The 23,975-nt window shown below is 44.1% G+C and carries 19 protein-coding genes; 13 read left to right on the forward strand and 6 right to left on the reverse strand.

Annotation, left to right across the window (positions count from 1 at the left end):
- Nucleotides 1-61: 61 nt before the first annotated feature.
- Together ACWIP2_RS14635 and ACWIP2_RS14640 are read right to left on the reverse strand one after the other, a co-directional pair.
- Nucleotides 62-1,471 carry an inorganic phosphate transporter gene (locus ACWIP2_RS14635; RefSeq protein ID WP_448520682.1) on the reverse strand — a complete coding sequence of 470 codons (1,410 nt, stop codon included), beginning with the start codon at nt 1,469-1,471 and terminating at the stop codon, nt 62-64.
- Nucleotides 1,472-1,558: 87 nt separating this feature from the next.
- Nucleotides 1,559-2,368, reverse strand: coding sequence for an SDR family oxidoreductase (locus tag ACWIP2_RS14640; protein WP_448520683.1), 810 nt, complete (start codon nt 2,366-2,368; stop codon nt 1,559-1,561).
- Between the two features lie 171 nt (nt 2,369-2,539).
- On the opposite strand from ACWIP2_RS14640, the gene ACWIP2_RS14645 reads away from it, so the two are divergent.
- The 7 genes from ACWIP2_RS14645 to ACWIP2_RS14675 all read left to right on the forward strand — a co-directional run bounded on the left by ACWIP2_RS14645 (nt 2,540) and on the right by ACWIP2_RS14675 (nt 14,051).
- Nucleotides 2,540-5,905: a DUF4175 family protein gene (locus tag ACWIP2_RS14645; protein WP_448520684.1), complete on the forward strand. Its 3,366-nt coding sequence runs from the start codon at nt 2,540-2,542 to the stop codon at nt 5,903-5,905.
- Nucleotides 5,906-5,935: 30 nt separating this feature from the next.
- Nucleotides 5,936-6,340, forward strand: a complete 405-nt coding sequence (locus ACWIP2_RS14650) for an ATP-binding protein (RefSeq protein ID WP_448520685.1) — start codon at nt 5,936-5,938, stop codon at nt 6,338-6,340.
- 49 nt (nt 6,341-6,389) lie between these two features.
- A complete protein-coding gene (gene ybeY / locus ACWIP2_RS14655; RefSeq protein WP_448520686.1) occupies nt 6,390-6,875 on the forward strand; it encodes an rRNA maturation RNase YbeY in 486 nt (161 codons plus the stop codon).
- Nucleotides 6,876-7,174: 299 nt separating this feature from the next.
- On the forward strand, nt 7,175-9,037 hold the full coding sequence (gene mnmG, locus ACWIP2_RS14660) for a tRNA uridine-5-carboxymethylaminomethyl(34) synthesis enzyme MnmG (RefSeq protein WP_448520687.1): 1,863 nt from the start codon (nt 7,175-7,177) through the stop codon (nt 9,035-9,037).
- A gap of 2 nt (nt 9,038-9,039) precedes the next feature.
- Nucleotides 9,040-10,719: an Ig-like domain-containing domain gene (locus ACWIP2_RS14665; protein WP_448520688.1), complete on the forward strand. Its 1,680-nt coding sequence runs from the start codon at nt 9,040-9,042 to the stop codon at nt 10,717-10,719.
- Between the two features lie 412 nt (nt 10,720-11,131).
- A complete protein-coding gene (locus ACWIP2_RS14670) occupies nt 11,132-12,919 on the forward strand; it encodes a tetratricopeptide repeat protein (protein WP_448520689.1) in 1,788 nt (595 codons plus the stop codon).
- A gap of 1 nt (nt 12,920) precedes the next feature.
- Complete coding sequence (locus ACWIP2_RS14675) at nt 12,921-14,051, forward strand: NAD(P)/FAD-dependent oxidoreductase (protein ID WP_448520690.1); 1,131 nt, start codon at nt 12,921-12,923, stop codon at nt 14,049-14,051.
- 8 nt (nt 14,052-14,059) lie between these two features.
- Here ACWIP2_RS14675 and ACWIP2_RS14680 read toward each other — a convergent pair whose 3' ends face one another.
- Complete coding sequence (locus tag ACWIP2_RS14680) at nt 14,060-15,493, reverse strand: BamA/TamA family outer membrane protein (protein ID WP_448520691.1); 1,434 nt, start codon at nt 15,491-15,493, stop codon at nt 14,060-14,062.
- Between the two features lie 158 nt (nt 15,494-15,651).
- On the opposite strand from ACWIP2_RS14680, the gene ACWIP2_RS14685 reads away from it, so the two are divergent.
- The 3 genes from ACWIP2_RS14685 to recF are packed head-to-tail and all read left to right on the forward strand — an operon-like array spanning nt 15,652 to nt 18,384.
- Nucleotides 15,652-16,356, forward strand: coding sequence for a hypothetical protein (locus tag ACWIP2_RS14685; RefSeq protein WP_448520692.1), 705 nt, complete (start codon nt 15,652-15,654; stop codon nt 16,354-16,356).
- A 14-nt stretch (nt 16,357-16,370) separates the two neighbouring features.
- The gene (locus ACWIP2_RS14690) at nt 16,371-17,294 is read left to right on the forward strand and encodes a Ppx/GppA phosphatase family protein (RefSeq protein WP_448520693.1); all 924 of its coding nucleotides are present in this window, start codon (nt 16,371-16,373) and stop codon (nt 17,292-17,294) included.
- Nucleotides 17,295-17,304: 10 nt separating this feature from the next.
- The gene (gene recF, locus ACWIP2_RS14695; RefSeq protein ID WP_448520694.1) at nt 17,305-18,384 is read left to right on the forward strand and encodes a DNA replication/repair protein RecF; all 1,080 of its coding nucleotides are present in this window, start codon (nt 17,305-17,307) and stop codon (nt 18,382-18,384) included.
- 130 nt (nt 18,385-18,514) lie between these two features.
- On the opposite strand, the gene ACWIP2_RS14700 is transcribed toward recF, so the two are convergent.
- On the reverse strand, nt 18,515-18,982 hold the full coding sequence (locus tag ACWIP2_RS14700; RefSeq protein WP_448520695.1) for a DUF5320 domain-containing protein: 468 nt from the start codon (nt 18,980-18,982) through the stop codon (nt 18,515-18,517).
- A 99-nt stretch (nt 18,983-19,081) separates the two neighbouring features.
- Here ACWIP2_RS14700 and ACWIP2_RS14705 point away from each other — a divergent pair, with 99 nt between their 5' ends.
- Nucleotides 19,082-19,516 (forward strand): SRPBCC family protein, encoded by a 435-nt coding sequence (locus tag ACWIP2_RS14705; protein WP_448520696.1) that lies wholly within the window; start codon nt 19,082-19,084, stop codon nt 19,514-19,516.
- A 54-nt stretch (nt 19,517-19,570) separates the two neighbouring features.
- Here the strand turns inward: ACWIP2_RS14705 and ACWIP2_RS14710 are convergent, their stop codons facing one another.
- Together ACWIP2_RS14710 and ACWIP2_RS14715 are read right to left on the reverse strand one after the other, a co-directional pair.
- Nucleotides 19,571-20,071, reverse strand: coding sequence for a hypothetical protein (locus tag ACWIP2_RS14710; RefSeq protein WP_448520697.1), 501 nt, complete (start codon nt 20,069-20,071; stop codon nt 19,571-19,573).
- 53 nt (nt 20,072-20,124) lie between these two features.
- A complete protein-coding gene (locus ACWIP2_RS14715) occupies nt 20,125-21,366 on the reverse strand; it encodes a M16 family metallopeptidase (protein ID WP_448520698.1) in 1,242 nt (413 codons plus the stop codon).
- A gap of 137 nt (nt 21,367-21,503) precedes the next feature.
- On the opposite strand from ACWIP2_RS14715, the gene ACWIP2_RS14720 reads away from it, so the two are divergent.
- Together ACWIP2_RS14720 and ACWIP2_RS14725 are read left to right on the forward strand one after the other, a co-directional pair.
- Complete coding sequence (locus ACWIP2_RS14720) at nt 21,504-23,306, forward strand: acyl-CoA dehydrogenase (protein WP_448520699.1); 1,803 nt, start codon at nt 21,504-21,506, stop codon at nt 23,304-23,306.
- A 163-nt stretch (nt 23,307-23,469) separates the two neighbouring features.
- Nucleotides 23,470-23,973, forward strand: a complete 504-nt coding sequence (locus ACWIP2_RS14725; RefSeq protein WP_448520700.1) for a DUF6992 family protein — start codon at nt 23,470-23,472, stop codon at nt 23,971-23,973.
- Nucleotides 23,974-23,975 lie beyond the last annotated feature (2 nt).

A 23,975-nucleotide genomic window follows, 5' to 3' on the forward strand; every position in this document is an offset into this window, starting at 1 on the left:
AGGTAGAAAAGGCTGCCCAAACAGACAAGTTTGAGCAGCCCTAATTTTTGTTTTTTCAGATCTAATCAATAAGCCACCTGATTATCAGGAAGAAAGCTCCTGCACTGCCCATGCACACAGGAAAAGTAAGCAGCCATGCAATTAAAATGTTTTTAACAGTACCTCCTTGCAAATTTTTCAGACCGTTAGACGCAACCATCGAGCCTGCAATACCCGAAGAAAGTACCTGAGTTGTGCTTACGGACAAGCCCAGTGCAGATGCCAGCCCGATCGTTCCGGCAGCGACCATCTCGGCACTTGCACCCTGCGCATAAGTCAAGTGCTGCTTACCTATTTTCTCACCGATGGTTACGACAATGCGCTTCCAGCCCACCATCGTGCCAAGCCCCAGCGCGAGAGCCACTGCGAGAATTACCCAAACAGGAGCATAGTTGGTAAAAGGTGTAATGAGTTTCATGTCTTGCTTGATAGAGGCAAACTGCTCTCTGCTTACACCGGGCATATTATTTTTCTCTGCATCGCGGAAAAACTTTTCTGCCAGAAGGATAGACTTGCGGAACTCAAAGCGCTCATCTTGGGGCAGTTTATCAAGCGAGCCATACTGGGTCAGTTCGCCCTGCATCCACGTTAGGCGTTCGTCCACTGAAGCCAATTTAGCGCTATCTACTTTTGCCAGTTCGCTTAGATCTATCTGGCGAACGGTTTGCTGAAAATGTAACAATCCCTTGTTCAACTCCGTGCTGTCTTTGCTTACATCCAAAGCAAAATAAACAGGGGCAAAACTCACCAAGATCAGCATTACTAGCCCAACACCTTTTTGCCCATCGTTCGAGCCATGTGCATAACTAACGCCCGTACAGGTCAAGATCAGCACGGCACGAATCCACCAGGGCGGGGGTTCGCCTTTTGGCGGTTCTTTGAATATCTTATTGTCTGAGTCGAATATCAGACGTAGCACAAACATCAGGAAAACTGTCAGTCCGAAACCAAGCAGTGGGGAAAACAGCAGCGCCATCCCGATTTTACGAGCCTCCGCCCAATTGACAGCACTGGTAGCTATATCTGCGTTGAGTAGTGAGTAGCCAAAACCCGCACCGATAATAGAACCAATCAGCGTATGCGAACTTGAGCAGGGAATCCCTAAGTACCAAGTACCCAAATTCCAGAAAATAGCCGTGAGCAAAATAGAAAGCACAAGCGCTACGCTGTGTCCTATATCTGTATCTAGGATTGTATCTATCGGCAGGATATTGATGATTGCTACCGCAACAGATATGCCCCCTGTGAGTACACCAATGAAATTCCATACACCAGACCAAACAACTGCAGGAATAGGTCGAAGCGAATTGGTGTAGATAACAGTTGCTACGGCGTTAGCTGTATCGTGAAAACCATTGATAAACTCAAAAACGAGCGCACAAAGAATGCAAAAGACCAATACTACTGACAGCGATAATTCGAGCCCAAACATAAAAACATATTTTCGCACATTTTGTGCATGAAAACTCCCCTCAAAGCTATATTGCTTTTCGTTAATAGATATGAACCCTGTGTTAAATCAGTTCTTGAGGGGCGCATTTGCTTCTTGGGCCATATACTTCATCACTATGCTGTCCATCAAGCCCGGAAACCACTTGTTCAGCCAAACAGTCAGTTTTCCTATCCTCGTGAGTATTAGTATCTTCTTGCGATTCACTACTGCCTTGTAGATATGTTCGGCACACTCTTCTGCGCTCATCATTTTGGACTCATCGCGAGGCGATTCGCCCTGTTGTGTACCGTCTTTGGTCAGGGAGCGCATGCGGATGTTGGAAGTTGTAAATCCGGGACAAGCCGTCAGTACATGCACCCCTCTGGGTATCATTTCCGTGCGCAATACTTCCAAAAAGCCCTGCAAAGCAAATTTGGAGGCAGAGTAGCCCGTTCTGCCCGGTAGTCCGCGATAGCCCGCAATAGAGGATATACCGACTACCGAACCCTGATTGGCAATAATAGAAGGCAAGCAAACCTTTGTGGCATAGAGCGCGCCGTAAAAGTTGATATCCATTACCTTTTTAACAACATCTAGATCCACTTCCTCAAAAAGCGCACGCATAGAAATACCGGCGTTGTTGATTAAAATATCTATTTTCCCGAATGCATCTAGAGCAGCCTGCGCCATCCGCTCGTTATCAGCAAGATTTGTAACATCAGCCTGTACAGAAAGCACACTAATTCCTTGATTTTTAAGATATTGTGTGGTTTCCTGTAATGCTGTTGCATCCCTTCCTGTAATGACGACGTGCGAACCTTTCCGTCCGAAAACTTCTGCCAGGGCTTTTCCAATACCTGAAGATCCCCCTGTAATAACGACAACTTTTTCCTTCATTTCTTGTTAAAAAAACAAAACTACAGAACTAAATTTGCATCTAATTGCTTTCTATAGCAAATGGAGTCTAATTTTGATATATCTTTTAATCTCACGCGCATTTTATAAATTTTCTTAATATATTTCGGGAAACCGAAGTAACTTTACTTTAATCCTCACTTTCTTTACGATATGATGCCATCTGAAAAGTTATATGAGCAAATTCAACAAAAGTTGAAAGTATATAAGCAGAAGTACTATAAAAACATGCTTCTGAAGGGCTTTATGTGGACAGCAAGCGCTCTGGTAACTTATTTCATCTTGATCAACGGATTGGAGTATGTAGGAAATTTCAACTCTTGGGTGCGTGCTGTATTGTTTTTTTCATTCCTTGCATTAGCAGGATTTACAACATATCATTGGATCATTACCCCCATACTGAAACTACTTAATTTGAATCAGCCGCTAAGCAACGAAGAAGCTGCTGTTCAAATAGGTAAATATTTTCCGGAAATCAGTGATAAATTGTTGAATATATTGCAATTGGGAAAACTCAATGCCGCACAAACAGATCTGATTACTGCTAGCATAGAACAAAAGGCAAAACTCCTTTCGCCCATAGATTTTCATACAGCAATAGACTACTCGCAAAACAAACGCTATTTGCGATATGTGATTCCTCCTGTTTTGGTGTTGTTGCTGTTGGCTACACTAACCCCCCAACTGTTTAGCGAAACTACCCCGCGATTGATCTACTACTCGAAAACATTTGTTCCCAAAGCACCTTTCTCTTTTCAAGTATCTGAAAATGAGTTAGTTGTTTTTAAAAATGAAGATTTTACGGTAGAAGTAGAGCTATCGGGAAGCGCCATTCCTTCAGAGGCTTACATTCTTTACGGGGATCGCCGTATTAAAATGGACAAAACCGCTAATACAGCTTTTTCCTTTACTTTTAAAAACGTACAAAAAGACATTCCCTTTTCTATCGAAGCTTCCGGATTCAGTTCAAAAAACTACCTTTTGAAATTGCGCGAACGCCCTAACATGAGCAATTTCACGGCATTTCTAGACTATCCCGCCTATTTGGGCAAATCCGACGAGAAATTATCGAATACGGGTAACTTGATTGTGCCGCAGGGTACTATTGTCAAATGGATATTTAACACACAGCAAACAGAAGAGCTAACCGTTAAATTTCAGTCGGATAGCGCAATTCTTCAAGCGGTTAAAAATGGAAAAAATACCTTCCAATTCAATAGGAGGGCAATGCAGTCAAGCGCCTACACAGTACATCTGAAAAATGAATTCAGTGAAAATCGAGATGCGATTGAGTATTTTCTCAACGTTATCCCTGATCAATATCCGACCATCAGCCTAAGTCAGGTAAGAGATACCTCATTGTACAATTTTATTGTTGTGGCAGGCAACATATCCGATGACTATGGCATCAGCCGTCTGGAACTGAAATACCGCATTATTAAAAAAGGCACTAAAACAGCTGACAGTGATTACAAAAGCATCAAAATCAATTTCAATCCTAACCTTATCAATCAAGGATACTATCAGGAATTTAATACAGACAATTTTGGCTTGGCTCAGGGCGACAGGTTAGAATACTTTGTGCAAGTTTGGGACAATGACGGTGTCAATGGTACAAAAAGCAGCAAAACTACCGTCCAAGAGTTTAGCATTCCCGACAGACAAGAGTTTGCCCGAGAACTGGAAAAATCTGCTTCTACAGCAAAAAATCAGATGGAAACTGCCCTGAAGAAAGCAGAAGAGTTGAAAAAAAGCCTCAACGATATACAAGAGCGCCTCAAAGGCAAAAAGAAGCTAAACTGGCAAGACAAACAAGCGCTCGAAGAACTGATCAAGCGCCGCGAGGAGCTGACCAAAGAAATACAAGAACTGCAAAAGCAAAATGAAATTTTGAATCGCAAACAGGAACGCTTTGGTGAAAGAGATCGCGAAATTGTAGAAAAAGCAGAGCAACTTAACCAGTTGATGGATGAATTGCTGGACGAGGAGACAAAGAAGCTCTACGACGAATTGAATAAGCTGTTACAGCAAGAGATGCAAAATTCCAACATGCTGCAAAATCTGCTCGAGGAAATGGAAAAGCGCGAAAAAAATGTAGTACGCGAGTTAGACCGTGCCCTCGAAATGTTCAAAAAATTACAGATGGACGAGAAAACAAAAAAGGCAATTGAAGATCTGAAAGAACTCAGCAGAGAGCAAATGGAATTGGCAGAGCAGACAAAGGAAAATGCTGCACCGCTACAAGAGCTTAAAGAAAAGCAAGAGGAAATCAACCAGAAGTTTGAGCAACAACAGCAAGACCTCAAGCAAATAGAAGAGCTGGCCAAAGAACTGCAAAAGCAAGATCAGCAAAACCGCATGGAAGAAATGAAAAATGATCAGAAGCAAGTTGAACAAAAGCAAAAAGAAAGTCTTCAGCAGTTAGATCAGAAACAAAATCAAAAGGCATCTGAATCACAGCGCAATGCTGCGCAAAAGATGCAACAAATGAGCCAGAAAATGCAACAAATGCAGCAGTCGGCAGAAGCCAAACAACAAATAGAGGACTACAACGCCCTGCGGCAAATTCTGGAAAATCTGGTTAAAATATCTTTCGATCAAGAAAATCTAATGATACAATTCAAAGGAGTTCGTCAAGAAGATCCACGATTTGTAGAGTTAGGACAACAGCAGCTCCGGATTAAAGACAATGCGAAAGTTGTGGAAGACAGCCTCATTGCACTTTCTAAGCGCGTATTCCAGATCAGATCATTTGTAACCCGCGAGGTCAACGATATGAATGACCATATCAACCAAAGCCTCGAGGAAATCAGAAAACGCCGCAACTCGGTTGCTGCCGGTAAACAACAGTTTGCTATGCAAAGCATCAATAACCTTGCTTTGATGCTCGACGACGTGCTGCACCAAATGCAACAGCAAATGGGACAACAAATGGGCGGAATGCAACTTGTCAATAAAAAGCGCAAAGATCGTCAGCAGCAAAATATGAGCGAAATGCAGCAATCGCTCAACCAGCAAATTCAGGAACTAATGAAAAGTGGCAAGCAGGGAAGAGAATTATCCGAACAACTTGCTAAACTTGCCGCTCAACAGGAGATGATACGTCGTGCGCTTCGCAAAGCAACAGAAGGCAAACCGTCTGATCAGAAAGGTCAAAAAAACGATGGAAAGAATGGGGGAGGGGATATTGCCAAGTTGTTAGAAGAAATGGAAAAAACAGAAGAAGATCTGGTTAACCGACGGCTTACGCAAGATTTGATTAAGCGTCAAAAGGAAATTGCCACACGCCTACTCGAATCAGAGAAAGCACTCCGCGAACGCGAACAAGACGAGCAACGCGAATCGGAACGTGCCAAACAGAAAGATAGAACATCACCCGGTTTGTACAGCGACTATCTGAAAGAAAAGGAAAAGCATATAGAGTTATTAAAGACTGTACCACCATCTCTCAATCCTTATTATAAGCAAGAGGTGAACGAATATTTTAAGAAAATTAATGAGACAGTGCCTGTTAAATAAGCAACATCTGTTGCCTAATCAGAAAGAATCATGAACGCAGTACAAGAGTTACATATACCATCTGTCCCTGAGAATGTCAGGGTGGTGGAGAAATTCATAGAAGATCTGAAAGAGCAACTACACATTAATGATGATATCTACGGCAACATTATGATTGCCGTAACAGAAACTGTGAATAACGCTATTGTTCACGGCAACAAGTCTGACAAGCAGAAACTGGTAGCTTTATCAATGATGATAGATGATCGGAAGATCTCTTTCACGATCAGCGACGAAGGCAAAGGTTTTAACTACGAAAATCTGCCAGACCCCACTGCGCCTGAAAACTTGTTAGAACCGGGTGGTCGGGGTATCTTCATTATTAAACATCTTGCAGACGAAGTAGAGTTTCAGATGCAAGGCAGTCGGGTTAATCTTACTTTTTATCTAACCTAAATAACAACTCACTACTTATTCAATTACTAAAAACTTAAATTAAACTGCGATGAGTAAAAAAGTGCATTTCTTTACCGAAAACATCATCTTCAAATTGCCATCCAAAAAGATATATAAAGAATGGATTGCATACCTGATTGAAAATGTGTACGGTAGAAAGGTTGGTGAGCTAAACTACGTATTTTGCTCAGACCATTACCTGCATAGTATCAATATGCAGTATCTGAACCATGACACCTATACTGATATTATCACTTTTGATAATTCAGAACCGGGTTCTAATGAAATTTCGGGCGATGTATTTATCAGCATTGATCGCGTAACCGAAAACGCAAAAAAGTTCAACAAAGAGATGCTGAATGAACTGGCCCGCGTGATGGTTCATGGGGTTTTGCATCTTTGCGGATTCAAAGACAAGAACGCAAGTGATCAAAAAATCATGCGTAAAGAAGAAGATAACTGTATCCAAATTTTGGAAAACATGTTGAAAGCCGCAGCTGAAGCAAAGGCAGCAGCCATGAATCAAGAAGCCTAATGTTCCACGTGGAACATCAATAAACCAAACTAATTCCATTTGTCAAAATTATTGCAAGGCAATGTTCCACGTGAAACATTGCCTTAATTGTTTACAATACTTAGGCTAAAGTAACTCAAATACACATACCAGCGCATTCAATCAGAGGTATCATCAGCAGGTATGTAAGTTCCGATGGCAACTACAGGAGAGAAACTGGTAGTCGTCTGTTAATAACAATCCTTAACGACTCAAAACCAAACACATCAGTAGGTTTATCGGTTTATATGCTAATTTTGTAAAAGAAAATTCAACTTGCAATGTACCCAACATATGACATAATAGTAGTGGGCGCAGGACATGCCGGCTGCGAAGCAGCCCATGCAGCAGCCACTATGGGTGCAAAGGTTTTGCTGGTTACTATGAATATGCAAACCATTGCACAAATGAGTTGTAATCCTGCTATGGGCGGAGTTGCCAAAGGACAAATTGTACGAGAAATAGATGCACTGGGCGGAATGTCGGGTATTATTACCGATAAAACTATGATCCAGTTTCGTATGCTCAATCGCTCTAAAGGCCCAGCAATGTGGAGTCCGCGTGCACAAAGCGACCGGATGAGATTTGCAGAAGCATGGCGACTCGCCTTGGAGCAAAACCCTAATATAGATTTCTGGCAGGAAATGGTTACAGGACTTGTCGTTAAAAACGGCAGAGTAACGGGTGTCAAAACTGCTATCGGTATTGTCTTTGAAGCAAAAGCTGTCATCCTGACCAATGGAACCTTTCTTAACGGGCTTATCCATATTGGCGAAAAACAATTTGGTGGCGGTAGAACAGGGGAGAAGGCTGCCTTCGGAATTACTGAACAGTTGGTAAGTTTGGGCTTCGAAGCAGGTAGAATGAAGACCGGAACTCCCCCGCGTGTGGACGGACGGTCGCTGAATTACGAGGCAATGGAAGAACAAAAGGGCGATGAACCAGCAGGTAAGTTTTCTTACACCGATACGCCTCCATTGCTCCACCAGAGAAGTTGCTATATCACCTACACCAACCGGCAAGTACACGATACCCTTGCCGCAGGGTTTGATCGCTCACCTATGTTCAATGGTACGATACAGTCTATAGGCCCGCGCTATTGTCCATCTATCGAAGATAAAGTAAACCGCTTTGCCGAACGCGAGCGACATCAGATTTTCGTAGAGCCTGAAGGTTGGAACACAGTAGAAGTATATGTCAATGGATTTTCAACTTCACTTCCCGAAGATGTGCAATATAAAGCTATGCGAATGATTCCGGGCTTTGAAAATGCACGCATGTTTCGCCCCGGCTACGCCATTGAATACGACTACTTCCCACCTACGCAACTCAAACTGACACTCGAAACAAGGTTAGTAGAGAATTTATATTTTGCCGGACAGATTAACGGTACTACGGGCTATGAGGAGGCCGCCTGTCAGGGACTCATCGCCGGCATTAATGCCTACAATAAAATTTTTGAAAAAGAGCCTTTCATTATACAGCGCTCAGAAGGCTACATCGGCGTGCTGATTGACGATCTGGTAAATAAAGGCACAGAAGAGCCTTATCGCATGTTTACCTCTCGAGCAGAATACCGCATCCTGCTCAGGCAAGACAATGCAGATCTGCGCCTAACCGAAAAAGGTTATCGGTTAGGACTTGCCGACGAAAAACGCTACCACAAAATGTTGCGCAAAAAGCAAGATACAGCAGCAATTCTCCAATACCTAAAACAGAAAAGTATCTCTCCTGAAGAAGCAAACGATAAACTGCAAAATATGGGATCGGCACTATTGAGCCAGAAAATCAAAGCCGAGCAAATTCTCAGAAGACCGGAAATTAATATACAGCACCTCGCACAGATGGACAGTCAACTGGGCAAAGAGCTTGCTAAGTATGATCCTGAAGCTGCCGAGCAGGCAGAAATCCTAATCAAGTATGATACCTATATTGAAAAGGAAGAACGTTTAGCCGTGCGCCTGAGCAATCTGGATAATATTAAATTGCACCCAATGCTCAACTATCAGGAAATTCGGGCGCTCTCTAACGAAGCACGCGAAAAATTGAGCCGTATGCGCCCGCAAACGCTGGGGCAAGCCTCTCGCATCAGCGGTATTTCCCCTGCTGATATTTCTATCATCATGGTTTACTTAGACAAGTAAGAATGCTACCAAAAACCATTATTGGAGTGCTCATCATTTGCCTGCTAGCTGCATGTGCCAATATGGGTACTCCACCCTCCGGCGGACCTAAAGACGAACAGCCGCCGCAACTTTTGCTTAGTACCCCTAAGGATCAAAGCGTTCGGTTCAATGGTCAGATTATCAAATTAGTTTTTGACGAATACATAGAACTCAAAAGTCTAAAATCAGGTCTGATCATTACACCCACCATCAAAGGCGACTACGAGTTCAAGCTCAATAAAAATATCCTGACCCTCATATTTGACCAGCCTTTTGAGCCACAAACAACTTATGTTTTTGACTTCGGTGAAACTATACAAGATACCAACGAGCGCAATAAAGCCGAAAATCTACGCATTGCATTCAGTACAGGCGAGCATATAGATACAGCCAATATTAGCGGCAGAGTAACTCGACTCCAAACCGGCTTACCTGAAATCAAAGCCTCCGTGCTGTTGTATCGCGCCGATGACACCTTAGATATTTTTAAACATAAGCCCCTATACCAAACCCGTACAGACTCATTAGGCAGGTTTCATTTGAAAAATATTAAGCCTGATCGGTATAAAATCTATGCCTTGCAAGAAGGTAGTAAAAGCGACCTGATCTATAACAATACGCAAGAAGCTATCGGATTTGATTCTATACCAGTAGATCTGACTACTCGCTCGTTCCGCATCGTCAATCTGCAAACAGTGCGCTACGATACACGCCCTTTTCGCCGTACACAAGCGCGCACTATACGCCAATACTACGAAATCAAATTTAACAAAGGCTTGCAGGAGTTTGATTTGCAATACGCCGACAGTAGTTTCTTTGCAAAAGCTCGTTGGCTCAAAGAAAATGATATAATCCGCTTTTTCCGTACCGAAGCCTACAACATAGGCGACAGCAGCAAAATTTACTTAGCCGCTCAAGATTCAGCAGGTAACAGAATCGCCGATACACTCAGTATTTCATTTGCCGATGTGTCCAAAGAAAAAAATATCCGCAAGGGGCCCTTTGAAGCTAAGGAAGTGCCTATAAGCGGATCTTTAGTTACGCCGGAAATAAATCAACTGAAGTTTGACATTGTTTTCAATAAGCCTGTGATTGAATTTTCTATGGATAGCATTGATTATCAGGTAGTTGCAAATAAAGATACGCTCAAAAAGCAAAAGTTAGATCCAAAAGACTATACATGGGATCAAAATTTTACCCGACTTACGATCAATAAAGACTTGGGCAAGAACGTCAAGGAGTTCAAAATGAAAATCGGTAAGAATGCCTTTATATCCGTAGAAGCCGACACGCTGAAACCCAAAGAGATTACCTACAAAGAGCGAGACCCGAACGATCTGGCAACGATCAGCGGCGAAGTAAGAACTACGTACCCGTACTTCATCGTACAACTGACATCGGACAAGTTCGCTGTAGAGCAGGAGTTGTTCAATAAGAAGAATTTCAAATTTGAATATGTTACACCGGGCGATAAACGCATTCGCATCATTGGCGACCTGAACAATAACGGCAAATGGGATCCGGGCAACCCTGCGAAAGGAATCCTCCCCGAACCGATCTATGTATTCGGTGAAGTCATTAAAGTAAAACCCAAGTGGGACTACGAAGACAACATCATTGACACCAGCAGAGAACAAATTCCGATACGCAATGCTAACTGATCTGTAGTGAACAATACTTGAACAACTCGTGTACAACATTGAATAAAGAGGTATTAACTCTGAAGACTTCAGTTGATACCTCTTTTGTTATACACCAATCCATGAGATTTATTCACGCTGTGCCGAGAGCTATTCAAGTACGTTCCTGCATTTAGACACATGAACATCGAACTTCACATTTGAATAATTCGTTGAATAAATAAGCTAACTTGCTAATAACAACTCGATTAATGTACACACCTAAATGAACAACCAATGACAATCTGGCTGTAAATGTGAATAGTCGTCAAATTTGAGCGGTTGTTCAAGCCGTACACCTCTCAACAATCAACTTCAGACAATTTTAAAACTTTGTATCATTGAATAGTATATGCCAAGTATTGTGAATAACCTAAAAAGTATTTTGCTCTTTTTGCTTCTAAGCTGTAGTATTTCCTTTCAGACACAGGCGCAAGGGCAGAATGATGTAGATCTTGCCAACGAGTATTACAGCAATGGTGAATTTGATAAAGCAGCAACGATTTATGCCCAATTAGTGCGCAACAAACAATATGTATATGAGGTTCATAAAAACTATTTGGATGCCTTGCTGAAACTGCAACAATTAGACGAGGCAGAAAAATACTTGCGCAGACAAGTAAAGGCATATCCTACGGAAGGTCTATTCAATGTAGATTTTGGTGTCGTACTGGGGCTTATGGGAAAACGCGAGGAGGCAAACAAACACTTTGAGTCATTCATTAATGCGATCCGCAAGGATGATAACCAAATAAAGTATGCAGCTCGATATTTTATTAATGCCAATCTGTTTGACTATGCCGAACAGTTGTACATGATGGGCAGGAAAAACGGTAATGATAAGTTTATCTATGAAATGGCCTTTCTCTACTCCTTGTCAGGCAAAATAGATAAGATGATCGAGGAGTACATGGAGCTGCTTACCGAAGGCGAACGCCAGTTGGATTATGTGCAGAGCGTGTTACAATCCCGCCTGCGCGATGAGGATGCCTTCGCCAAGATGGAGGGTATTCTGGTGCGCTACCTGCAAAAGTACCCCGATCAGATTGCTTACAACGAAATGATGCTCTGGTTTTACATCCAGTTAAAAGACTTCAACAAAGCGCTTGTGCAGGCAAAAGCGATTGACCGTCGTAAAAAATTGGAGGGTATGGGGCTTTACGACTTGGGCATGATTGCCATAGAAAACAAAGACTTTATGAGCGCAATCAAGATTTTTGAATACATGATCGAACGCTATCCTTCGGGCGATTTGTACCCTGTAGCGCGTCGGATGCTGATCAAGTCGCGCGAGGAAGTCGTAAAAAATACGTTTCCGGTGGATATGGTGAAAATCAGACAGTTGGCTAACGAATATGCGCGTATGCTGAGCGAGGTAGGTTTGCGCGAATCTACTGCCGAGGCTGCACGCAGCATGGCACTGTTGCACGCATTCTACTTAGATAATAAAGATACTGCCATCACAATCTTAGAGCGAATAGCTACCTCGCCTGTGATGAAAACCAGTCTAATTGCCCAAGCTAAGTTGGATCTGGGTGATATTTATTTGCTCAAAGGCGAACCCTGGGAAAGTACACTCCTCTATGCACAGGTTGAGAAAGCCGAAAAAAACACCAACATTGGGCAGCAGGCCAAACTACGCAATGCCCGCCTCTCCTATTTCAAAGGCGATTTTGAGTTTGCAAAAGAATACTTAGACGTACTTAAAGAAGCTACATCGCGCGAAATTGCCAACGATGCGATGCAACTCTCGCTGCTCATTGGCGATAACTTGGAATTGGATACTGCGGAAACCACCCTCCGCGAATTTGCAGCCATCGAACTGCTCGTATTCCAAAATAAGTTTGACGATGCACTCGCCCGCTACGACAAGATGCTCCTCACCTACCCCGGACACTCGCTGACTGATGAAATCTACTGGGCACAGGCAAATATTTATATCAAACGCGGACAATTCGGACAAGCAATAGAACGCCTCAAAAAAATTACCGAAGAATATCCCGACGATATTCTGGCTGATGATGCCTTCTTCACCATGGGTAAAATCTATGAAGAAAATCTTAAGGATAAACAGATGGCGATGCAACTCTACCAAGACGTGCTGATCAAGTGCAAAGGAAGTGTTTTCACAACCGAAGCTCGCCGAAGATTCCGAACTTTGCGCGGAGATAATGTAAACTGATATGCTGAGTTTTTGGGAAAAAACTGTTTTTACCGATTATGACTACGCAGTAATCGGAGGAGGAATTGTCGGGCTTTCTACGGCCGCAGCGCTGGCAGAGCAGCAGCCCGACAAACGCATTTTGCTGATTGAACGCGGCGCGCTGCCCACAGGCGCAAGCACCAAAAATGCAGGTTTTGCCTGCTTTGGCAGCCTGACCGAACTGCTGGCAGATTTGCAAACCATGACTGAAGATGAAATGCTTGCACTGGTGGAGCTGCGCTGGAAAGGCTTGCAGAGGCTGCGCCAAAGGCTCGGCGATGCGCGTATTGGCTATGAGCCTGTTGGTGGGTATGAACTCATCGGTGAACAAGAGTTGAATAGTCTCGAACATTTAGAAGCTATTAATTTCAAGTTGTTCAAGTTATTCAAGCAAGAGATATTCACTTTGCACAATGATAAAATTCGCGATTTCGGCTTCCATCCTGAATACATTAAAGCATTAGTTTTCAATCCTTTAGAAGGAATACTGCACACAGGGCAAATGATGAAAAGCCTTTGGCAATATGTCGCAGAGCGAGGAGTACACCTATTAACAGGTTGTGAAGTACGTGAACTGCGTGAACAAGGAGAGAAAATTGTCATTTCAGCGCATACATCATCACAAAATATTGATTTTCAGGCAGAAAAAGTGGCTGTATGCACCAATGCCTTTACCGGTGAGCTATTTCCTGACTGCGACGTACGTCCCGGGCGCGGGCAAGTGCTGATCACCGAGCCTATCCCCGACTTGCCTTTTCGCGGAGCATTTCACATGGACGAAGGCTACTATTACTTCCGCAACGTGGGCAACCGCGTTCTTTTTGGCGGCGGTCGTAATGCTGATTTTGCAGCAGAAACGACTACAGATTTTGCGGTTACGCCGCTCATTATGAGTTTGCTCGAGGATAAATTACGGCAAATCATTTTACCCGACAGAGATTTTAAAATAGATATGCGTTGGGCAGGTATTATGGCCTTTGGCCCAAACAAGCAACCAATTTTGGAGGTACACCCTACCCTGCCGCAAGTTTTTCTTGGTGTGCGCATGGGCGGTATGGGTGTTGCTATTGGCGCTATGATTGGCGAACGCCTTGCTGACATGATGCAATAGCCTTGTGCCTAAAAATCGGTCATCAGGTTAAAGAAAAATCCGCGATCCCCTTCGCGGTTCAGAGAATACTCAAATCGCAGTACGGCAGAGTTATACAGCACAAGGTCTAACCCTGTGCCTGCTCCGGCCAGCCAGCGATTGGTTAGTCGTTTGTTTTCTACGCTGACAAAAGGATTGTCTACATAGCCTGCATCGGCAAAAGTTTTCAGGTAAACCGCAACGGGAATAGATTTGAACTGTTCCATCGGGATTACGTTGCGCAAAAAATGATCATTAGCAAAAACACGCCAACGCAGTGTGTTTTTCCAAACGCCATAGCGCGGCCCATCTACTACATACAGGTCGTAGCCGCGCACAAATGTACCGCTGTAGCCAAAACCGCGCATCTCGGCAAAAGGGACGCGGAGCGGAAAAATCATCTGACCACGCCAACTGGTCGAAAAATAGAGTGGTTTAGCTAATTGCAGAAACCGCGCATAGATGAGCTTGAAGTCGAACAGATTTAAGTCATCAAAAGAACTAAGCCCTTTTTGCAGCGCTGTAATTTGCAGGTAGCGTCCTTTGAGCGGATAGTTTGCCATATCGCGCAGGTCTCGATTGAAAATATACGCAATTTCGAAATAGCGCTGGCGGTTTGCTCCATTCAGAAAATATTCGGGGTTCAGCCGTGTAATTGTATCAGCAATCCGGTGGTTGTGGTAGCGAAGCTCAAAAAAGTGCGTGTTATAGAACTGGCTCCGTTTGAAAATCGCAACATCGGCAGTAAAGCGGCTGCGCAATACCTCATCTGAGCGCAAAAACATCAATTGATTATCAGCCGTGCCATATGCCAGATTTTTATTATTGTCGTATAAAAACCTGAAGTTCAGACCCGTTGTTTGTTTTTTGTCTATGTACGGGATGTTATATTCCAACTCAAACTTGCGGACAAAGCCCAACTGAAAAGTCAGTTTGAGATGTTCATTTCTGCCGCGCACGTTTTGTTGCGAAAATTTGATACCGTAAATCAGGCGATCTAAATCGCGCCCGCGCTGCTGCCACCACTCATTGAAGTTGCGATCGGCAAGCTCTACATACGGGATCGGGTACAAATACCATTTTTCCGTAACTGCTACAATGAGGTCTATCGTATCATTGGCTACAGGAAAGTAAAAAACTTCTACCAGTACAAACAGATTGGTATTGAAAATTTTATTGGCTTCTTTCTGAAGTGTAGTGTGGATGTTGTCTTTTGCAATTTTATCTCCTGCCTTGTAAGCCAGTTCGCGCAAAATAATGCGATCTAACGTGCGTTTATTGCAGTCTATAAATACGTTGCGGATCAGGAAACTGTCTGTTGCTGCTTGTGGGTTGTTTGTAGGGATACAAGCCATATCGGGAGTTATAGCATCAGCAGCCGGCGGGATCGCAAAAACCTGAGGAACACCAAAAAAGTAACTCAAACAAATTGTTAATACTAAAATAATGCGCCTCATCTGAATTTATCTACCGTACTCTGCACAAATTTGCATACTTTTAATTCCCCGTGATGAGGATTTAAGAATAATTAACCCACGGATCTTGTGTTAATTATCGTGAAAAAATTGAAGGAGGCAATAATATGTTTCGTTTCAAATATTTGCTGGCTGCTTTTGTGTTAGCAATAGGCTTAGCCGGATGCGATACCCAACCTTTAGAGCCGCTCAATCCGCAGGAAGGCAGCGAATATTTTCCATTAGAAAGAGGGCGTTTCGTATCGTACAATGTGCGGCAAACTACCTTTCGCCTCAATCAGCCGCCCGAGATAATCACATTTCAGCTCAAAGAGGTAGTAAGCGAACGCTACATAACCCCTGCTGGCGATGAAGCATGGCGGTTGGTGCGCTATCGCCGCGCCAACGGACGCGCCAACTGGGAGATTATCAATGTATGGACGGTGCGCAAGACCCCTACCTTTGCGATGCGAACCGAAGAAAATGTGCCTTTTTTGCGGCTCGTTTTTCCTGTGCGGGTAGGCCTAACATGGAATGGCAACCAGTTTAATACGCTCAGCCGCGAAAATTACCGCATTACCGATATTGGGACGCGCCGCATCTTCGACGGCAGATCTTACGACCAGACGCTGACGGTTTTGCAGCGCAACGATTCAACGCTCGTCGGCAAGGATAAGCGCATGGAAATTTATGCGCCCAATATCGGACTTGTGTACCGCAGTGCCGAGCAGGTAGCCTACTGCCAAATCCCAAGCTGTATCGGCAGAGCTATTGTCGAGAGTGGTACTGTAATAGAACAAAGTATTTTTGATAGCGGCATCGAACGCGACTAACGTCCAACTAAAACATGAAAATTGCAGCGATAGATTTAGGAACTAATCAATTTCACTTGTTAGTAGCAGAGCGGACTGCTGAGGGAAAACTGAATATTTTAGTGAAAGAAGATCGTTTTGTACGGCTGGGCGAAGGCGGCATCAACGAGGAGTTGATTATCCCTGAAGCTATGGAGCGAGCGCTGAACGCCATGCGCGATTTTCAGGCAGTCATCAGGGAACACAACTGTGAAAAAGTTGGTGCAGCCGCTACCAGCGCAGTCCGCAACGCCAAAAACGGGGAAATGTTAGTCAAACGCATTGTCGAGGCAACGGGCATTCAGGTAGAGGTAATTAACGGCGAACGCGAAGCCGAGCTGATCTACGAAGGCATCCGCGCTACAATCCCGATTGATGAACTTTCGCTCATTACCGACATTGGCGGCGGCAGCGTAGAGTTTGTGATTTGCAACGGCGAGCAGATTTTCTGGAAAGGAAGTTTTGAAATAGGCGTACAGCGTTTGTTCTACCGTTTCCACACCATAGATCCAATCCCTGCAGACAACGTAGTGGCGTTGAACCAGTACCTTTCCCGCACTTTGCAGCCCTTAGCCGATGCAATACAACTGTATAAACCCAAAGTACTTATAGGATCTTCCGGTTCGTTCAGTACCCTGTACAGACTGTACGCAAGCGTGAACGGTATGACTTACGATAAAAAACAGCCGGAATATCAGTTGCCGATAGAGGAATATTACAATATTCACAAAAAATTACTGCTCAAAAATAGAATCGAGCGCGGCGAAATGCCCGGCATGAAGGCTGAGAGAAAAGACTTGATAGTTACCGGCTCTTGTATTGTATATTTTATTGTACGCTCGTTTCAGTTGGAAAAGATTCGCGTAGTTTCTGCCTCTCTGCGCGAAGGACTGTTAGTTTCACTGGCTGGCAATAAATAAAAATTCTAAAATGCACCTGAGCAAATTACAACTGCGCAATTTTAAAAACTACGGAGAAGCAACTTTTACTTTTTCAGCCGGCATTAATGGAATTGTAGGGAAAAATGGAGTAGGAAAAACAAATCTACTCGATGCCATTTATTATTTGTGCATGACAAAAAGTGCATTTCAAAATACAGATCAGGCAAACTGGAAATTTGGTGAAAGTTTTTTTATCATAGAAAGTACGATCGAACACGAGGATATTCCTATGCATTTACAGTTGAGTTTCAGCCGCGAGCGAGGCAAGATTTTAAAACTCAACAAAAAGGCTTATACGAAGATCAGCGAGCACGTAGGTAAGTTTCCCTGTGTGCTCATTACACCAAACGACAGCGACCTTGTGCGCGAGGGCAGCGAACTGCGCCGCCGCTTTTTTGATAACATCCTCTGCCAGCTCAGTAAGGTTTACTTAGAGCAACTCATGCGCTACAACAGGCTGCTGCAACAGCGCAATAGCTTGCTCAAACAAATTGCTGAGAGAAAGCAAGACGTTTCTATGTTAGAAATTTACGACGAACAACTTGCCTCGCCTGCGCATTTCATTGCCGACGAGCGCATGAAGTTTATAGAAAAATTTGTACCTATCTTTTTAGAAAACTATCGTTTCATTAGCCAGTCCAATGAAGAAGTTACTTTGACTTACCGGTCTTCGCTTGCTGAAACGCCCTCTTTCACAGTGCTTATGAAACAAAATCAGTCGAAAGATTTAGCCTTACAATACACCTCTCAAGGCATCCATCGCGATGATTTTATTTTTGAAATCAGCAATAATCCACTTAAAAATTTTGCCTCTCAGGGGCAGCAAAAATCTTATACAATTGCCTTGAGGTTGGCACAATTTGAAATCCTAACGCAACAGACAGGCATCAAACCACTGCTGCTGTTAGACGACATCTTCGATAAGTTAGATGACGAGCGGATCAAGCAACTGATGTTGTTAATGTCGGGCGGAAGATTCGGACAAGTATTCATTACCGATGCCCGTCCGGAGCGAACAGAAAAGTTATTTCACAACGATAACATTGAGATTGAAATAATTCGCATATGAGTCATTCCGATAGAATACGGATACAAACAGGTTACACGAAATAACGCGGATTTTTTCTAATGAAGAACACGTAATAATCTGTGTAATCAGCGTTCTAAAACGGGATGACTCATACCTGTAAAATTGAATATTAAAGCAGTTTGTAAAGAACTTTTCTGGAACCTTCTACTTTTTCCGAAGCAACTTTTTCTTGCTTTTTGAGTCCTGACAAAATGCGATATACGTTGGCTCCCACCTTTTGTGCATAGCTTTCATCTAAGCCCTGACTTTCCATGATTTTTGCTTGAATATCAGCTATTTCGAGTGCCTCTGACGCTTCTTTCAATGCTTGGAGTACCAAACCTTCATAGTCTAATTTCAGATATACACCCGATGATTTACGCTTGGTGGTTGCGGCTTTTGCCGTGCGCTTTTTACTACCTTTTCCTACTATTTCAGGCTTTTTTTTCAGTTCGCTGCTGAGTTCGCTGATTTCCGCATCAATTTCTTTTAACTGATTTTGCAGCGCCTTGATCTGTTCTTGCAACTTGGCTTTTTTCTCCTCGTAGGCTTTTATGATAACCGGATACATTTCCGGCGTAATGGTGATAGTTTTCATACATTCACACGTTTAAATTTTGGGGATAGTACGCAATATTAAAAATTAAAACCGAATTGCAAAAAAAATGTTATGGATAAAAACCTGTTTTTAGAAATTATGCGATTCGTTATAGTCACAGAAGTAAGCGCCAACCTGCAAAAGGTTTGGGATAATTTCAATGAAAATCTTTTTCAGGCGCTTGCGCCGCCCTTTCCACCCATCAAGTTGCTGCGCTTCGACGGCTCTTTGAAAAATGATGAGGTACATATAGAACTTAACTTTTTACTTTTCAAACAGTTTTGGATTAGCAAAATTATTGAGCAGGCAGATGCAAACAATGAAATCTATTTTGTAGATGCGGGAATCAAACTGCCCTTCTTTCTGGGCTACTGGCGGCATAAACATTTGCTACAGGCAACGCCTAACGGTACGCGTATCATAGACGATATTACCTTTGAAGCCCCCATAAAGGCACTTAGTTGGCTGCTTTTTCCTGCGTTATACTTACAGTTTTTGTATCGGAAGCCCATTTACAAGCGCTATTTCAAATAAAAAGCGCCCTGAACAGTTCAAGGCGCTTTGGCATACGTAGGCGGGTAAAGCCTTTTAATTTACTTTTGTGTAAACCGTTTCTTTTTCGTAGAAGAAACTCAACGCATCATTTGCTTCAATAAATTTTCTTAAATCCGCTGAATTATCAAATTTTTCGCGCACATTCTCAGTAACAGGCAGAAGCATGATTTTATCTCCGCTGACGGATTTCATTTTAAAAATCAGAAAATCGGCGTTGGGAATGGAATTTGTACCCTGACGGGTCATTTTCACATTGAGAAAAGTCATGTTGCCAACGGCCGATGTATGCGCCACATAAGTTTTGCGTTCAACTGCGCCTTCTATTTTATGCGTATGTTCCACAATTTGGTAAATGTTTTCATCTACTTTTGTAACCTCATAAAAGTCTTTGGCGGCAACATCTACTTTCCATTTGCCTAAAAATTCTTCCTTAACCGCCTGATTAGGCTCATCTACCGGTACAGACGATTGGTAAGGGCAGGCGGTGCAAAAAAATAAAAGCGCGAGTAAACTAAACAAATTGAATCTTTTCATAATCGTAATCGAATTAGTTGCATGGTGAAGGTATTGCAATTGCCAAGCCAAAATCAACTGATTTTAGCATGATAATACAAAGTTGAACAATTATCGGGGCGCAGTACTTCTCGTGCCATTTGGCGGATGTCAGCAGTTGTAACAGTCTGTATTTTATCAGCTTCCTGATTAATCAGGTCGGGGTTGCCCAGCGCGGTTGAATAAGCCAATCCCATCGCCCGATTCAAAACCTCCATTTCACCGAAAATCAATGTGGATTCCGCTTGATTTTTTACTTTTTGCAGTTCCTCTTCGGCAAGCAAATCGGATTGCAATTCGGTAATAATTTGATTGATTGCCTCCTCTGCTTGCTCCAGACTCACGCCTTCGGCAGTTTTAGCCGAAACAGTAAGCAAACCATTATCTATGCTGCCCAAGATGCTGGCGCTTGCCGAAGTAAGCAGGCGCTGCTCTTCAACTAAGCGGCTATACAGCCGCGAAGATTTGCCTCTTCCTAAAACATCGCTCAAAAGGTCGGTTGCATAGTACTCTGGCGCAAGACGCTCGCACATGTGCCAAACCTTGTAAAGTGCGCTCACGGGAACGTCCGCTTCCACGTGTTCGCTGCGGGCTTCGGTCTGTTGGGGTTCGCGGGGCAGTTGCCGCATAGGCACATTGCCCGAAGGAATAGGACCAAACCACTTATCGGCAAGGCGTTTGACTTGTTCGGTCGTAATGTTTCCAGCCACTACCAAAATTGCGTTATTCGGACGGTAATAATTGAAAAAAAACTCCTTCACATCGTCCATCGTGGCGTTTTCTATGTGCGAAATATCCTTCCCGATGGTTGCCCATTGGTAAGGATGCACCTTGTACGCCATTGGGCGCAGGCGCAGCCAAACGTCGCCGTAAGGCTGGTTCAAGTAGCGCTGTTTGTATTCTTCAATGACCACCTTGCGCTGCACTTCCAACACTTCGGGCTTGAAGCTAAGCGACAACATGCGGTCAGATTCTAACCAAAAGCCTGTTTCAATATTTTGTGCGGGCAGCGTGATATAATAATTGGTAATATCGGCGCTGGTGAAGGCGTTGCATTCGCCCCCGGCTCTTTGCAGCGGCTCATCGTATTGCGGAATATGGACAGAGCCGCCAAACATCAGATGCTCAAACAAGTGCGCAAATCCGGTTTTATTGGGTCGCTCATCGCGCGAGCCGACATCGTACAACAGATTGATGGCCACGGTCGGCACAAAATGGTCTTCGTGTACCAATACCCGCAAACCGTTGTCTAAAACAAAAGATTTGTAGTGAATCATATGCAAAAGTAACAAAGATTACAAGGAAGCGGTTGGTTATTATGCGCTATAATTTTAATGCACCATTTATAGTTTTTCCCAATCGCTTTCCTTACATTTGTTATGTATGCATACTATTTTGGAAAAACGGGAAAACTATGGCTAAACACTATGCGAGCAACCGAAATGCGAAGTTTTTGACGCATGAGGTACACGATTTATCAGCGCTGACAAAACACCCATACTTTGCGCACCACGACCGCGAGTCTTTCGATATGATGATAGATGCTGCCTTTCAGCTGGCAGACACGCACCTGTTCCCCTACTTCGCCGATATGGATCGCAACGAACCCGAGCTGAAAGACGGCGTAGTAAAGGTACATCCCGAAGTGAAGAACATTATTAAGGCGTTGGCAGAGGGCGGTTGGGTTAACGCAACCGTTCCTTTAGACGAAGGCGGCATGCAATTGCCCGAATCTATCAACGCATTGGGGCAGTTCATTTTTCAGGCGGCTAACAACAGCGCCATGCCTTTCACGGGGCTAACCGCAGGCGCAGCTAACCTGATTCGCACTTTCGGCAGCGACTACCTGAAACAAACCTATATGGAACGCATGTACTCGGGCGAGTGGCAAGGCACAATGGCGCTCACCGAACCGCAAGCCGGCAGTTCCCTTTCCGACATCGTAACGACTGCCGAACCAACCCCAGACGGCATGTACAAAATCAAGGGACAGAAAATTTTCATCTCTGCCGGCGATTTGGATGTGCTGGATAACGTTGTTCACCTGCTGCTGGCGCGTATCAAAGGCGCGCCTGCCGGTACGAAAGGCATTTCGCTGTTCGTCGTACCCAAAAAACGCGTCGTAAACGGCGCATTGGTGGATAACGACGTGCTGCCCGCAGGCATTTACCACAAAATGGGACAGAAAGCCACGCCTGCCATGCACCTGATGATGGGCGAAAATGACAACTGCTACGGTTACTTGGTAGGCGAACCCAACAAAGGGCTTGCCTACATGTTCCAAATGATGAACGAAGCCCGCATTTTGGTAGGCATCACCGCTGCGGCGATTGCCTCAGCCGCATACCACGCCTCGCTGGAATATGCCAAAGAGCGCCCGCAAGGTCGCCGTTTGAATGAGAAAAACCCGCTCAATCCGCCGACGCTGATTATCAATCATCCGGATGTGAAGCGCCTCTTGCTGTTCCAAAAAGCGGTAGTGGAAGGTTCGCTTAGCTTATTGATGGAAACGGCTAAATATGCCGATTTGGCGCACATTACCGAAGGCGAAGAAAAAGCCAACAACCTGCTGATGCTCGAACTGCTCACGCCAGTTGCAAAAACCTATCCATCTGAGGCGGGCATCGCTTCTGTGAGCGCGGGTCTGCAATGTTTGGGCGGCTACGGCTTCTGTAAAGACTTCCCCTTAGAGCAGCTCTACCGAGATATTCGCATCACCGCTATTTACGAAGGCACTACCGCCATTCAGTCGCTGGATTTGCTGGGTCGCAAACTGACCATGCAAAACGGCAAGGCAGGCGCGCTGTACATGCAAACCGTTGCCAAAACCATTCAGGAAGCGGCTGCTTACGACAGCCTGAAAAAATATGCGGGCATTTTGGAAAGCCAAATGCGCAACCTACAAAAAGTTACCGCCCATCTGATGGGAATCGCACAAAAAGGCGATGCGGAATTGTTCCTTGCCGATGCGACGCTGTACATGGAACTGTTCAGCCTCAACGCCATTGGCTGGCAGTGGCTCAAACAAGGCATTGCCGCTCATCAAGCGCTGGTTATAGGCGGATTGAGCGAAGACGAAACAGCCTTCTATGAAAGCAAGCTGCAAGCAATGAAATATTTCTTCCACTACGAAATGCCAAAAACGCAAGGATTGACTACCCGCCTGACCGACGGCGAAATCATCACCATCGCACAAGATAAAGAAGCATTGGTGTAATTTCTTTCAGCTGATTCTTATTAGGCAGGATCCGCCACTGATATAAATTGAGCACATCTGACAGTATGTTACACCGCTAAAATGTGTCAGATGTGCAATATCAGCGGCAGCTATCGAGTTAGAGAAGCACTACTATACGTTCAAAAAGACTTTACAATCATTGATGCTACTACTTGACTCTCTCGTAACGCTCAATCTGGCGCGGCTCAACCTCAACCAGCAAGGCATGATGCTGTTGGGAACATGGGCATTTTTTAACATCGTCATTGGCTTTTGGAAAGCCCGCCGCAACAAAGGCGCAAGCCGCTACTTCTGGCAAATGAATGCCTACTGGAACTTTGTTAATATTGTGCTGGCTGCAGGCGGCTACTGGGGGGCTATACAAACAGGGGTCAGCCTGATGAATATTCGGGAATCTATTGTCGAACAGTACAGTATCGAAAAGATTTACCTGTTCAATGCTGCCTTAGATGTAGCCTACATTATGGGAGGCTTGTACCTGATCGAACGCGCTCGCCGCAACGACCGCAACAGCCTTCGCTGGGAAGGCTTCGGCAAAGCCATCATCCTGCAAGGCGCATGGCTGATGATTTTTGACTGGATCATGTGGTGGCTGCAAACTGATGTTACGGCGCAAATTCTTTCTAAAATAGCAGTTGCGTTCTAAAA

The sequence above is a fragment of the Rhodoflexus sp. genome, assembly GCF_053489755.1.

Excerpts from the sequence above, each read along its gene's own strand:
- ACWIP2_RS14635 (WP_448520682.1), bottom strand. The coding sequence starts at position 1,471 with ATGTTTGGGCTCGAATTATCGCTGTCAGTAGTATTGGTCTTTTGCATT.
- ACWIP2_RS14640 (WP_448520683.1), bottom strand. The coding sequence starts at position 2,368 with ATGAAGGAAAAAGTTGTCGTTATTACAGGGGGATCTTCAGGTATTGGA.
- ACWIP2_RS14645 (WP_448520684.1), top strand. The coding sequence starts at position 2,540 with ATGATGCCATCTGAAAAGTTATATGAGCAAATTCAACAAAAGTTGAAA.
- ACWIP2_RS14650 (WP_448520685.1), top strand. The coding sequence starts at position 5,936 with ATGAACGCAGTACAAGAGTTACATATACCATCTGTCCCTGAGAATGTC.
- ybeY (WP_448520686.1), top strand. The coding sequence starts at position 6,390 with ATGAGTAAAAAAGTGCATTTCTTTACCGAAAACATCATCTTCAAATTG.
- mnmG (WP_448520687.1), top strand. The coding sequence starts at position 7,175 with ATGTACCCAACATATGACATAATAGTAGTGGGCGCAGGACATGCCGGC.
- ACWIP2_RS14665 (WP_448520688.1), top strand. The coding sequence starts at position 9,040 with ATGCTACCAAAAACCATTATTGGAGTGCTCATCATTTGCCTGCTAGCT.
- ACWIP2_RS14675 (WP_448520690.1), top strand. The coding sequence starts at position 12,921 with ATGCTGAGTTTTTGGGAAAAAACTGTTTTTACCGATTATGACTACGCA.
- ACWIP2_RS14685 (WP_448520692.1), top strand. The coding sequence starts at position 15,652 with ATGTTTCGTTTCAAATATTTGCTGGCTGCTTTTGTGTTAGCAATAGGC.
- ACWIP2_RS14690 (WP_448520693.1), top strand. The coding sequence starts at position 16,371 with ATGAAAATTGCAGCGATAGATTTAGGAACTAATCAATTTCACTTGTTA.
- recF (WP_448520694.1), top strand. The coding sequence starts at position 17,305 with ATGCACCTGAGCAAATTACAACTGCGCAATTTTAAAAACTACGGAGAA.
- ACWIP2_RS14700 (WP_448520695.1), bottom strand. The coding sequence starts at position 18,982 with ATGAAAACTATCACCATTACGCCGGAAATGTATCCGGTTATCATAAAA.
- ACWIP2_RS14705 (WP_448520696.1), top strand. The coding sequence starts at position 19,082 with ATGCGATTCGTTATAGTCACAGAAGTAAGCGCCAACCTGCAAAAGGTT.
- ACWIP2_RS14710 (WP_448520697.1), bottom strand. The coding sequence starts at position 20,071 with ATGAAAAGATTCAATTTGTTTAGTTTACTCGCGCTTTTATTTTTTTGC.
- ACWIP2_RS14715 (WP_448520698.1), bottom strand. The coding sequence starts at position 21,366 with ATGATTCACTACAAATCTTTTGTTTTAGACAACGGTTTGCGGGTATTG.
- ACWIP2_RS14720 (WP_448520699.1), top strand. The coding sequence starts at position 21,504 with ATGGCTAAACACTATGCGAGCAACCGAAATGCGAAGTTTTTGACGCAT.
- ACWIP2_RS14725 (WP_448520700.1), top strand. The coding sequence starts at position 23,470 with ATGCTACTACTTGACTCTCTCGTAACGCTCAATCTGGCGCGGCTCAAC.